This is a genomic window from Vibrio sp. 1-1(7) (assembly GCF_013048485.1).
In the GTDB taxonomy this organism is placed as follows: domain Bacteria; phylum Pseudomonadota; class Gammaproteobacteria; order Enterobacterales; family Vibrionaceae; genus Vibrio; species Vibrio fujianensis.
Map to the genome: position 1 here is coordinate 1,163,296 of NZ_VHSP01000001.1, position 13,114 is coordinate 1,176,409.

Below are 13,114 nucleotides of genomic sequence, written 5' to 3' on the forward strand. Positions count from 1 at the left end.
TCCTCGATTTGCGACAATAACTGGCGCTTAAATCGCGCCAGAAAGAAAACTTGATGTTGCTTGTAGGTGTTCAAAAAACGGAGCAATAATGCGGCTAAATTCCGGCACTAGCTGCGAACTCTTCCACCATTCTGCACTTGGGGATGCGGTAAAGGCATCCATAAAAAATAAGGCGGCAGCAACAATCAGAACCCCACGTAATGCGCCAAAAACGACACCGAGAATTCTGTCTGTTCCTGATAACCCAGTTTTGTGCACTAACTGGGCAATGACATAGTTTACAATCGCACCGACAATCAATGTCGCAACAAATAACACCGCAATGGCCGCACCATTTCGAAATGTGTCATCGTTAATATTGCTGAAATACACCGCTAATCTTGCGTAATATTCCGAAGCGATATAAAACGCTGCAAACCATATCACTAACGACAAGGCTTCTTTAGCAAAGCCACGTACAAGGCTAATCAACGCAGACAAGCCGATCACACTTAAAATGACAATATCTAACCAGTTCATGAGTTTTTACATTCTAAGTTGGCGCGCATTTTAACAGAAAAAAACACGACGCAAACGTTTTCTTATGGATTTATTGGCTTAAATTTGAGCAATTGACCTTTTGAACCAGTAATTTTCTCTAATTCCACCAGCTGTTTTTCTAACTTACTTTTTGACACATCTGGGCCGATGATCACTCGAGTAAAGCCATTTTCTTGTTTTGTATGGGCTTGGTATCCCCGTTTTTGTAAATCAACAACGACCGTTTTGGCATTTTCGGCATTTTTCAGTGCCATCAGCTGAATGATCCAAGCACTATCTTGATAGTCATTTTGCTCATGCACAGGCCGAATCACGGTAGTCAGTTTTTCTCCTCCTTTATCTTGTATCGTGGAAGCCGTCTCCACTGCGGTAACCGGAGAATCTGGCAATGTGGTTTGATCTTCAATTGGGTCTAAAATTTCAAATGTTTCAACTGCACTATCTAACTCAGGCTTGAGAGGAATACTTGCAATCTCCTCTTGATAGTGCATTTTTTTTCCATCCAATAAGTCTGGCAGCACGATGACACCAATCGCAGCCAAAATGATCGTTCCCACTAATCGGCTTTGAAATTTACTTGCCATTTATTCTCCTTTCTCTTGCCAATATTCCAACACCTCTCCAACCGTATGGAACGAACCTGCCACGACGATAATCTCATCCGGCTGAGCTTGTACTAAAGCCGCTTTCAATGCCATCACAGGGTTATCATACTGTTTTTGTTCACCAGAAAGATACTCAGCAAGCTCTTGTGCCATTGCGGCACGAGGGCCAGAAAGCGAGGCTGGATACCAACACTTCACAATAGGAGCTAACGCTTCTAAGGTCGATTTGATATCTTTGTCATGCAACATGCCAATCACTAAATGAACTTTTTGGGTCGGATATTGACGCTCAAGTTGCGAGGCAAGGTAGAGAGCCGAGTGCGGATTATGCGCGACATCTAATAAAATCGTCGGTTGCGTATTGAGTCGTTGCATACGCCCAGCCAGCGATGCATGACGCAAACCTTCAATTACATCGACATCACTGACATTCAAACCGGAACAACCAAGCGCCATTAACGCTGTTGCTGCATTTGGTAACGGTAGGTTGGGCAAAGGTAAATCCGTTAACTGAAATGAACCACTCTTCCAATTCCACCGATTTTCAGACGACAATTGATAATCAAACTGAATGCCAACTTGATAAAATATCGCGCCAATATCATCGGCATGTGCGGCAACTGTTGCAGGTGGATAAGGTTGACCACAAATAGCAGGCTTTCCTGTACGAAAAATTCCCGCTTTTTCAAAACCAATGACATTGATATCACTGCCTAACCAATCAACATGATCGATAGCAAGGCTAGTAATAACGGCAATGTCATGTTCAACAACATTGGTCGCGTCAAGACGTCCACCAAGCCCAACTTCTAATAAAATGACATCAACAGACTCGGTTTGAAAAAGTCGTAACGCTGCCAATGTTCCAAATTCAAACAAACTTAAGGAAATATCTCCCCTTTGAGCCTCTACAAAAGCAAAAGCTTGAGCATGTTTTTCATCCGGAAGTTCTTGTCCATTGATACGCACACGTTCGTTATAACGAATTAAATGGGGTGAGCTATACACTCCCACTGAATAACCAGCATGCAGAAGAATGCTCTCCATTAAAGCACAAGTAGAACCTTTACCATTGGTACCCGCAACCGTAATTACCATTGCTGTGTGTTGGGTCAACTGCGCTTTTTCAGCAACCGCCTGAACGCGCTCTAATCCGAGATCAATGGCTGAGCTATGAATATGAGATAAATAATCAAGCCACGTCGCGAGTGGAGAGGTGGCTTGAGGAATTGAGTTTTGAGTCATCTAACGTAGAACCGTAATTATTCTGGTTTAGTTAGCCGTTACTTTACCCTTTTTTATCCACTTCTGGTACAGAATAAGTTTCTTCCTGAGGCGCACTATCCACAGAAACAACTAAAGGAGAAGCATGTTTGGTCATTTTGGCTAATAATCCAGCAACCCGTTGACGCATCTCTCGACGATCGACAATCATATCAATCGCACCATGATCCAAAAGAAACTCACTACGCTGAAATCCTTCAGGAAGATCTTCACGCACCGTTTGCTCAATGACCCGGCGTCCAGCAAAACCGATTAATGCTTTTGGCTCACCAATGTTAATATCCCCTAACATTGCCAAACTGGCGGAGACGCCACCCATGGTTGGATCTGTCATCACAGAGATAAAAGGCAGTCCTTGATGAGATAGACGCTGTAATGCTGCACTGGTTTTGGCCATCTGCATCAAAGACATTAATGCTTCTTGCATACGAGCGCCACCACTGGCAGAAAAGCAGACCAGCCCACAATGGTTTTCAATTGCAGCATCAACCGCACGTACAAAACGTGCACCCACCACTGAGCCCATTGAACCGCCCATAAAAGAAAATTCAAATGCGCAAGCGACCACAGGAACACCAATAACTTCGCCAGTCATTACCACTAATGCGTCTTTCTCGCCGCTGTTTTTTTGAGCCGTTGCAATACGCTCTTTATAGCGTTTTGAATCTTTAAACTTCAGAATATCTTTCGGTTCCAGTTCATCTGCGATTTCATGACGATTTCCTTCATCAAGAAACGTCTCAAGACGTCGGCGAGCTTTCATTCGCATATGATGATTACATTTAGGGCAAACCTCGAGGTTGCGCTCTAACTCAGCGTAATAAAGCACCTGTTCACATGCTGTACACTTGGTCCATACCCCTTCAGGTATTGACGCTTTACGTGAACTGACGATGTTGCTTTTCTCTAAAATCTTTTCAAGCCAACTCATGCAAGACCTTTTTACTTTCTCATCTCCCGCTTGATTACGAAAGATATAAATTAGACATTAACGCGAGGGATTAAAGCATACAAAATGCCAACTGTAGATAAAAAACTGGTTGTACCTATTTTTATCCCTACGATACCTTCATATTGTGGAAGGGATGATCATCAATTAGTCCAAGCTATCTGCTAAAAATAGCGGGCCGAGCGGAGCTTGCGGTAGCTCAAACTGCTCTGGATAATCAACGCCAACCAAGTATAACCCTTCTGCTTTCGCTGTCGCTGCTGCAAGCTTACGATCTTTAGCCGCCAGCAACCATGCTATCCACTGCGGTTCCTGCTCACCTCGACCAACAGCAATAAGGCTACCGGCAATATTACGCACCATATGATGGACAAACGCATTCGCCTTAATATCGATGACCACATATCGGCCATGGCGGATAACATGCAAATGCATCATGTTACGCCAAGGACTACGAGACTGGCAATGCACGGCTCGAAATGAAGTAAAATCATTCTCCCCTAAGAGATATTGCCCAGCCTGATGCATTCGTTCCGCATCAAGTTCACCATGGTAATGACTGACACCTGAAGATAAAATGCCAGGTCGATAAGCATGGTTATAAATAATGTAACGATAACGACGTGCTGTCGCACTAAAACGGGCGTGAAAATCGTCCGTCACTTCTTTTGCCCAACGAACCGCAATATCTTTAGGTAAATGAGCATTGGCTCCCATAGTCCATGCCACCATTTTTCGATCGGCGGTGGTATCAAAATGCACAACCTGCCCTGTTCCGTGAACTCCGGCATCGGTTCGTCCGGCACATTGCACTTCAACGGGATGGTTGGCAATCGTCGATAACGCTTTTTCCAACTGTTCTTGTACACTGATAACGTCTCGTTGGCGCTGCCAGCCAAAGTAATGAGTGCCATCATACTCAATACCTAGAGCAATTCTCATGATCTACTTCTCGTTAAAAATGGGGGGGGCAGTATATACCTAAGTGAGTTGGAGATGCTAGGCTCAAACGAATCAATGGCTTTGCTATGAAATGCAATGACATTGCACACCGCCTATAGTCGCTCATCATTGATCTCTTCACTTAGTTATGACTACCCTCGACCATTAATCACATCAATAAGGTGCTTTGCTTGACGACGAATATCATCGCTACCATCAACGATGGCTTCCTCTAGCAGTTTTATTGCCCCTTTTCGATCATTCATTTCCATATAAATTTTTGCAAGATCTAATTTACCCGCCGCTTCGGCGTTGCTATCGACGTCAAAATCGCTGACATCACCTATAACATCAGGAAATTCATCTAACCCAACCTCCAACTTGAGTTCTTCATCATCAGGGTTGAGAGTCCCTTCTTCTCTCTCTACTTGAGCCATCAATTCATCGATGGTCATAAACTCGCTTTTTTCAGGATCAAAATCGACAATATCTTCTTGATGGCCCCAATTTTCAACCTCAACTTCCGGTTGCTGATTTTGAATGTCGGGCTGCCATATGGCTTGATCCTCTGCGGGGACCTCATCTGGAATGGTCGCTTTTTGATCTTCGGTGAGATTGAATCCATTCCAATCTTCTCCCCCCATCTGCAGCATGGCATCAATGTCCATACCAGCACTATCAATCGTTTGAGTATCGAGAGGCCCGTTAAACCGTTCATCTGCCTGCTCAATACCTTCATCCAACAATGCATCTAATTGTTGTTCGCTAAATTTATCACTGGCTAATTGGCTAAAGTCTATCTCTTCGAGCGCTGACCGAGGCTGAGCATCATTTTCGATATTCGCCCGATCAGGCTGTCCTTCTCCATCAAAAATAACATCAGATTCGGTTTCAAGTTCACTATCAGCCAAAGCGTCCGCTTCGCTGTACTCTGGTAACTCGCGGTCATCCAAAACCAACGGTTCGGATTCGGGCTCAACCTCAGCGTCTGGCTCTGCGGCTTGCTCCGCCAGCTCACTTTCGGCTATTTGACTTTCTGTGGTTTGGTCTGCCGTTGTTTCGTCTGGCGTTGTGGCTTCACTGGTTGCTGTTGGCTCATCTAACGCGGCAGATTCTGGCGCTAATTCATGCTCGACATCACTATCAGCCAAAGCGTCCGCTTCGCTGTACTCTGGTAATTCGTGGTCGTCCAAAACCAACGGTTCGGATTGGGACTCAACCTCAGCGTCTGGCTCTGCGGCTTGCTCCGCCAGCTCACTTTCGGCTATTTGACTTTCTGTGGTTTGGTCTGCTGTTGTCTGGTCTGGCGTTGTTTCGTCTGACGTTATTTCGTCTGACGTTGTAGTTTCGCTGGCTACTGTTGGCTCATCTAACGCGGCAGATTCTGGCGCTAATTCATGCTCGACATCGCTATCAGCCAAAGCGTCCGCTTCGCTGTACTCTGGTAACTCGCGGTCATCCAAAACCAACGGTTCGGATTCGGGCTCAACCTCAGCGTCTGGCTCTGCGGCTTGCTCCGCCAGCTCACTTTCGGCTATTTGACTTTCTGTGGTTTGGTCTGCCGTTGTTTCGTCTGGCGTTGTGGCTTCACTGGCTGCTGTTGGCTCATCTAACGCGGCAGATTCTGGCGCTAATTCATGCTCGACATCACTATCAGCCAAAGCGTCCGCTTCGCTGTACTCTGGTAACTCGTTGTCATCCAAAACCAGCGGTTCGGATTCGGGCTCAACCTCAGCGTCTGGCTCTGCGGCTTGCTCCGCCAGCTCACTTTCGGCTATTTGGCTTTCTGTGGTTTGGTCTGCCGTTGTTTCGTCTGCCGTTGTCTGGTCTGACGTTGTTTCCTCTGGCGTTGTGGCTTCACTGGCTACTGTTGGATCATCTAACGCGGCAGATTCTGGCGCTAATTCATGCTCGACATCACTATCAACCAAAGCGTCCGCTTCGCTGTACTCTGGTAACTCGCGGTCATCCAAAACCAACGGTTCGGATTCGGGCTCAACCTCAGCGGCTGACTCTGCGGCTTGCTCCGCCAGCTCACTTTCGGCTATTTGACTTTCTGTGGTTTGGTCTGCCGTTGTCTGGTCTGACGTTGTTTCCTCTGGCGTTGTGGCTTCACTGGCTACGGTTGGCTCATCTAACGCGGCAGATTCTGGCGCTAATTCATGCTCGACATCGCTATCAGCCAAAGCGTCCGCTTCGCTGTACTCTGATAATTCGTGGTCGTCCAAAACCAACGGTTCGGATTGGGACTCAACCTCAGCGTCTGGCTCTGCGGTTTGCTCCGCCAGCTCACTTTCGGCTATTTCGCTTTCTGTTGCTTGGTCTGCTGTTGTTTCGTCTGGCGTTGTGGCTTCACTGGCTGCTGTTGGCTCATCTAACGCGGCAGATTCTGGCGCTAATTCATGCTCGACATCACTATCAGCCAAAGCGTCCGCTTCGCTGTACTCTGGTAACTCGTTGTCATCCAAAACCAACGGTTCGGATTCGGGCTCAACCTCAGCGGCTGGCTCTGCGGTTTGCTCCGCCAGCTCACTTTCGGCTATTTGGCTTTCTGTTGTTTGGTCTGACGTTATTTCGTCTGACGTTGTAGTTTCGCTGGCTGCTGTTGGCTCATCTAACGCGGCAGGTTCTGGCGCTAATTCATGCTCGGAATCGCTATCAGCCTCTTGAGCAGCTGGTTCGATTTCAGCAACTGGATCAATCTCATCCTCAACCAGCCAATCATCATCTTGAGGTATACCAAATTCATTAGCAGCCGGTTCTACGTTACTCGATAAGGCCGTTTCACTTCCTTCAATTTGAGGATTAAAATCGAACTCATCCTCAGATTCTGGTTCTGATTCTGGTTCAGAAGATTCGCTGGTTAAATCAACTTCATCCAGTAAAGGATCTTGTTCAGGAGCACTCTTTAGCAAATCATCGATAAAATGTTCACTATCAAATGCGGTACTGTTATCTGATTGTTGTTCAATCTCGCGAAGCTCATCAAGAAACTCGGTACCATCATCAATCGATTTATCGCTCAAAGCGTCTTTTTCAAGATCAAACGCTTCACCGGTTGATGTTGCATCGACCTCATCAATCCACTCATCCAATAATGTCGGACTTTCACGATCAAATTCACTACCTTGATCATCAGGCTCTTCGCCCAATAATTCATCTAATAACTGATCAACCGTACTATCAAGATCTTGATCAGACAGCTTTTCATCATCAGACTCATCATCTAACCACTCATCTAATAAATCAGTACTGTTTGAGTCAAACGGCACATCATCAGCTAAATCCTCGTTATCAGCTAAATCCTCGTTCGATTGCGCTCGATCCGAAGGGGCATCAACAGCATCTGGGGCAGAACTATCTGTAGCTTGCGATTCAACCTGATTGAGTAAATCTTCAATCTCTTGGTCTGAAGTAACGTCAACATCATCTAATGTAGGCAGCTCAGAATCTGTCGAAGCGTCATTCTCTAATAGACTATCAAAATCAAGTTCGGCATCGTCAATATCGTCCTCGCCAGCCAGTAAATCATCAAGCAAAGACTGATCGATGGTATCACTCGCCAACTCATCACTCGCAAGAAGCGCATCCATATCGTCTTGAGATAATGCTGGCTCATCAGAAAGTTCCAATTCTGTTTGATCTTGTTGTGATATTTCTTCATCCAAATCAACCGATTGTTCGTTCGCTTGTTCTGCATCATCGCTGTCTTTATCAACAATATCGGTAAAATTAGGATCTAAGTCTCCGTCATCATCAATACTAGCAAAGGGATCGTCTCCTTCTTCGCTTTCTAAGTTGAAGTCTAAATCGCTTTCATCAAGGTCGGCGAAAATATCTTCTTCTTTATTTTCATCCTCTTCGGTGAATAGAGCTTCACTACTTTCAGTATCCCCAAACAGATCATCATCTAACAGAAGTTCATCAGATAACTCGTCGATTTCAGCATCCTCAGCCGGAATTGGCGTCATGGTTTGGCTAGGTTCTGGTTCTCGAATCGGTGTTGGTTGTATCTGGTTATCGCTAGAGCTTGAGCGACGTCTCATTAGCATGACAATCAGCAAAGCAATCAGCAACCCTGGTATCAAGGCAAGTGACGCGACAAACCAATTGTTAGCTAATAACTGATCAAACGTTGATGGGCCAATCCGTTCGGCTTCTTCTTTTTTTATTCGCTCTTCTTGTAAAATTCGTTCAACTTCCGAACGAATACGGGTTTCATCGCCTAGTTCCTGCTTTAAATCAGCCACTTCAGACTGCATTTGTGCAATTAACAGTCTTAACCTGTGATTTTTCTCTTCTAATGCAAGTAACTCTGCTTGCGCAATAGCCCCATCGGTTGTTGCTTCAACCGCAGGGGCACTAGGTGTTTGCGTTGCTGGCTCTTCGGGAGCTTTCACGTTATCAGGCAAAGCCGTCTCAGTAACGGGGGCTTCAACTACCGGCGATTCAATGGCCGGAGACTCAACTCGAGCGGTGGGACTGGAAGGCTCTACTGTTGATGAGAGGCGCGCTTGATGTGCCTCCATAATCCTTACGGCTTCTTGTGTTGACGCTTTACGAACCTGTTCTAATGAAGGGATGCGTAAAGTACTTCCCGGTAATAAGCTATGAATATTTTGTGCTTCGAAAGCTTGAGGATTTAACCGGTAAATAGCCAACAAGGTTTGTTGTACGGATACGTCAGCAGATGGTCTTAATTGAGAGGCAATTGACCATAATGTTTCTTGCTCAGACGTTGGGCCGAAAAATTGTGATGGCTCAGCCTGTGGAGCGGTGCTTCGCACAATCTCACGACTAAACTGTGGTGCTGATTGAACCTCACCGCTGGGGCCGATCAGACGAATCCCTTCTGCACTAACGATAGAAGTCTGAGTCACGGCGACCATTACCAAAGGTAACAGTAATCGCTTAAAAAATTGACACATAAAAGGCTCAGCTAGATGCTTTAAAATAAAATGAATACAACGATCTGTTAAATATATCGGATTAATCGGGTAAAACTATAGGCTAAGAGCTAAAAAGTGTGCCTTACCCACAATAATCGCAGGAATCTCACACAAATTATACGCTGATTGTGATTTTCACTCTCAATAAAGGCGACTTAAATCAGTTCTCATGCAACGTTCGTGCTATTCGTTCATCCCTTAAAATAAAAGCCAACCTGACCGGGCTGGCTTTTATTGACCAAAGAAATAACTAACAAGTTAATTATTCGTGCTCAATTTTCGCCCAAGTATCACGCAAACCGACCGTACGGTTGAAAACCAATGCATCAGGTTTTGATACTTTACTGTCCGCGCAGAAATACCCCATACGCTCAAATTGATAACCAAACTCTGGCTCAGCATTCGCGAGACTAGGCTCGATAAATCCTTGTAACTTCACCAGTGAATCCGGGTTAATGGTTTCAGCAAAGTTATCAGCCGCAGCCGGATTAGGCACGGTAAACAAACGGTCATATAAACGGAACTCTGCCGGTAATCCTTTATCGGCCGATACCCAGTGAATAACCCCTTTGACTTTACGTCCGTCGGCTGGGTTTTTCCCTAACGTATCAGGATCATAAGTACAATAAATCGCAGTGATGTTACCTTGTTGATCTTTTTCTATACGCTCAGCTTTAATGATATAAGCGCCACGTAAACGAACTTCTTTACCCAAAACTAAGCGCTTATATTTTTTGTTAGCTTCTTCACGAAAATCGTCACGTTCAATCCACACTTCGCGCGTAAAAGGAACCTCACGCTCGCCCATTTCAGGCTTATTCGGATGGTTTGCTAATTGCAATACTTCTACGCGATCAGCAGTAAAGTTTTCAATAATGACTTTGACCGGGTCAAGCACCGCCATAGCACGAGGGGCATGTTCGTTGAGGTCATCACGAATACAAGATTCAAGTGCACTAAATTCAATCATATTGTCTTGTTTAGTCACACCAATTCGCTTACAAAACTCACGAATCGAGGCTGGAGTAAAACCGCGGCGACGTAAACCAGAAATGGTAGGCATACGCGGGTCATCCCATCCTTCCACTAATTTCTCTGCCACCAGCTGATTGAGTTTACGCTTAGACATGACCGTGTATTCTAGATTCAAACGGCTAAACTCGTACTGGCGAGGATGGCAATCAATGGTAATATTGTCGAGCACCCAATCATATAAACGACGGTTATCTTGGAACTCTAAAGTACATAATGAATGAGTAATGCCTTCTAACGCATCTGAAATACAGTGCGTAAAGTCATACATAGGATAAATACACCACTTATTGCCCGTTTGATGATGCTCAGCAAAACGAACACGGTATAAAACGGGATCCCGCATCACCATAAAAGAAGATGACATATCAATTTTTGCACGTAAACACACTGTGCCTTCTTCAAACTCTCCCGCACGCATTTTTTCAAATAGCGCTAAGTTCTCTTCCACGGGACGATCACGATAAGGACTGTTTTTGCCTGGCGCGGTCAACGTACCACGGTATTCACGGATCTGATCTGGAGTAAGCTCTTCAACGTAAGCTAACCCTTTATTGATCAGCTCAATAGCATATTGATACAGTTGATCAAAATAATCAGAGGAATAACAAACGTCACCTGACCACTCAAAACCGAGCCAATTGACATCTTTCTTGATCGATTCAACGTATTCGAGATCTTCTTTTTCAGGGTTGGTGTCATCAAAACGTAGGTTGCACTGGCCCTGATAATCTTGAGCAATACCAAAATTCAAACAGATTGACTTCGCGTGTCCAATATGCAAATAACCATTCGGCTCTGGCGGGAAACGAGTATGCACGCTAGTGTGTTTACCATCCGCTAAATCTTTATCAATGATTTGGCGAATGAAGTTCGATGGACGAGCCTCAGCTTCACTCATCTATAGCACCTCAAAATTTATTAGTATTGTCAGAAAAATATTCTGCATCATCAGGCAAGAAAGCCCAGTAGCGCAGACGGATTACCACTAATGATCCACAATTCCAGTTCAATTCACAATAGAAACTACGGTTTTACTCAGAATATTTGCTAAATCAGTGCGTTCAAAAGGTGGAATTTATCTCAACAATCCAAGGAATGAAGCAAGCTACGCTCCACAAACCGCTTGGCCTAGCCAGTAAGCGAGACATGAGTAAGCCTCAATAAAGTCACTGGCACCGCTACGGATTCAAGTAGAAAGGAACAACTTTTTGTTTTTTAAATATTCACGTGTTATGCAAAGGCCTTCGCATAACGCGAAGGCCTTTGCTTAGTAATAAAGGAAACCCCTCTATTTATTTCAACTCGTGATTATCATTAGATTGAATATTTTTCATTTGACCTGCAATAATTTCAGCCAATGGGCCAAGGATAACCTGTAAGTTGTTCGCCCCTAGTTTCACAACGCCCATTGCACCGAGATCTTTCAACGCTTTTTCATCAATGATAGACATATCATTCACAGTTAAGCGTAAGCGAGTAATGCATGCATCAATATTCGACAAGTTACTATGCCCACCTAAAACTTCTAAGTACTGTTTCGCTAGCTCAGAGGTTTCTTGTGAACCTTTTGTCACCGTAGCTGACTCGTCATCATCTTCACGACCCGGAGTTTTCAGACCAAATTTCACAATTACGGTACGGAACACGACGTAGTAAATAACGAAGAACACTAAACCTTGGACAATGAGCATATACCATTGGATCGCAAGCGGGTTACGTGAAGATAAGAACATATCGACAGCACCGGCTGAGAAACCGAAACCTGCAATCCACTGCATTGATGCTGCGATAAAGACCGAAATCCCCGTTAAAAGTGCATGTAAAACATACAAGACCGGCGCAAGGAACATGAAAGAAAACTCTAGCGGTTCAGTCACCCCGGTAAAGAATGAAGCAAAGCCCGCAGCGAGCATGATACCTGCTACTTTCTCTTTGTTTTTAGCCGTGGAGGTATGGTAAATGGCTAACGCAGCACCAGGTAAACCAAACATCATAATTGGGAAGAAACCAGCCTGATACATCCCAGTAATGCCTGGTGTAGCAACACCTTCGGCGATAGATTTAGCCCCCCCCAAGAAGTTAGGAATATCGTTAATTCCAGCAACATCAAACCAGAATACGGAATTTAATGCGTGGTGCAACCCAACAGGAATCAGTAAACGGTTAAAGAAAGCATAAATACCCGCCCCAGTCGCACCAAGCCCTTGAATAGATTCACCAAAATTAACCAAACCGCCATAGACTGTTGGCCAGATATACATCAATACAAAAGATAAAATAATGCCGATAAAAGAAGTCAAAATCGGTACTAAACGTTTACCTGAGAAAAAGGATAATGCTTTATGCAACTCAACGCTAGAATAGCGATTATAGATTTCAGCAGAAATAATACCCACCAAAATACCGACAAATTGGTTTTGAATTTTGCCAAATGCCGCCGGTACTTCTGATAGATCAATGCCTTGAATCTGAGCAACCGCTCCCGGTGATAATAGTGTAGTCACGACATACATACACACTAATCCGGCAAGAGCCGCTGCCCCATCTTTATCTTTGGACATACCGTATGCAACACCAACAGCAAATAGCCACGACATGTTATCAATAATCGACGCACCCGCTTTGATCAAAAAACCGGCCAATGCAGAGTTTGCTCCCCAACCATTTGGGTCGATCATATATCCGAGCCCCATTAAAATCGCGGCTGCGGGTAAAGTAGCAACCGGCACCATTAGGGCCTTACCTACTTTTTGAAAATAACCAAGAATGTTCACCTTAATGTCCCCCTATAGGATTTTGGTATAAAATTG

8 protein-coding genes are annotated in these 13,114 nt (G+C 44.7%); all 8 read right to left on the minus strand.

What is annotated here, in order from left to right; genetic code table 11:
* Positions 1-27: 27 nt before the first annotated feature.
* The 8 genes from FKN05_RS05380 to nagE all read right to left on the minus strand — a co-directional run bounded on the left by FKN05_RS05380 (position 28) and on the right by nagE (position 13,078).
* Positions 28-519, minus strand: coding sequence for a CvpA family protein (locus FKN05_RS05380; RefSeq protein ID WP_099612113.1), 492 nt, complete (start codon positions 517-519; stop codon positions 28-30).
* Positions 520-581: 62 nt separating this feature from the next.
* Entirely contained in the window at positions 582-1,124 is a 543-nt protein-coding gene (locus FKN05_RS05385) for an SPOR domain-containing protein (protein WP_099612112.1), read from the minus strand.
* A complete protein-coding gene (gene folC, locus FKN05_RS05390) occupies positions 1,125-2,390 on the minus strand; it encodes a bifunctional tetrahydrofolate synthase/dihydrofolate synthase (RefSeq protein WP_099612111.1) in 1,266 nt (421 codons plus the stop codon).
* A 43-nt stretch (positions 2,391-2,433) separates the two neighbouring features.
* The gene (accD, locus tag FKN05_RS05395; RefSeq protein WP_170887045.1) at positions 2,434-3,360 is read right to left on the minus strand and encodes an acetyl-CoA carboxylase, carboxyltransferase subunit beta; all 927 of its coding nucleotides are present in this window, start codon (positions 3,358-3,360) and stop codon (positions 2,434-2,436) included.
* Between the two features lie 165 nt (positions 3,361-3,525).
* A complete protein-coding gene (gene truA / locus FKN05_RS05400) occupies positions 3,526-4,320 on the minus strand; it encodes a tRNA pseudouridine(38-40) synthase TruA (protein WP_170887046.1) in 795 nt (264 codons plus the stop codon).
* A gap of 152 nt (positions 4,321-4,472) precedes the next feature.
* Positions 4,473-9,248 (minus strand): FimV/HubP family polar landmark protein, encoded by a 4,776-nt coding sequence (locus FKN05_RS05405; protein ID WP_170887047.1) that lies wholly within the window; start codon positions 9,246-9,248, stop codon positions 4,473-4,475.
* Positions 9,249-9,531: 283 nt separating this feature from the next.
* Positions 9,532-11,202: a glutamine--tRNA ligase gene (glnS, locus tag FKN05_RS05410; RefSeq protein ID WP_099612108.1), complete on the minus strand. Its 1,671-nt coding sequence runs from the start codon at positions 11,200-11,202 to the stop codon at positions 9,532-9,534.
* Positions 11,203-11,596: 394 nt separating this feature from the next.
* A complete protein-coding gene (nagE, locus tag FKN05_RS05415) occupies positions 11,597-13,078 on the minus strand; it encodes an N-acetylglucosamine-specific PTS transporter subunit IIBC (protein WP_099612107.1) in 1,482 nt (493 codons plus the stop codon).
* Positions 13,079-13,114 lie beyond the last annotated feature (36 nt).

Excerpts from the sequence above, each read along its gene's own strand:
- glnS (WP_099612108.1), bottom strand. The coding sequence starts at position 11,202 with ATGAGTGAAGCTGAGGCTCGTCCATCGAACTTCATTCGCCAAATCATT.
- FKN05_RS05380 (WP_099612113.1), bottom strand. The coding sequence starts at position 519 with ATGAACTGGTTAGATATTGTCATTTTAAGTGTGATCGGCTTGTCTGCG.
- folC (WP_099612111.1), bottom strand. The coding sequence starts at position 2,390 with ATGACTCAAAACTCAATTCCTCAAGCCACCTCTCCACTCGCGACGTGG.
- accD (WP_170887045.1), bottom strand. The coding sequence starts at position 3,360 with ATGAGTTGGCTTGAAAAGATTTTAGAGAAAAGCAACATCGTCAGTTCA.
- FKN05_RS05405 (WP_170887047.1), bottom strand. The coding sequence starts at position 9,248 with ATGTGTCAATTTTTTAAGCGATTACTGTTACCTTTGGTAATGGTCGCC.
- truA (WP_170887046.1), bottom strand. The coding sequence starts at position 4,320 with ATGAGAATTGCTCTAGGTATTGAGTATGATGGCACTCATTACTTTGGC.
- FKN05_RS05385 (WP_099612112.1), bottom strand. The coding sequence starts at position 1,124 with ATGGCAAGTAAATTTCAAAGCCGATTAGTGGGAACGATCATTTTGGCT.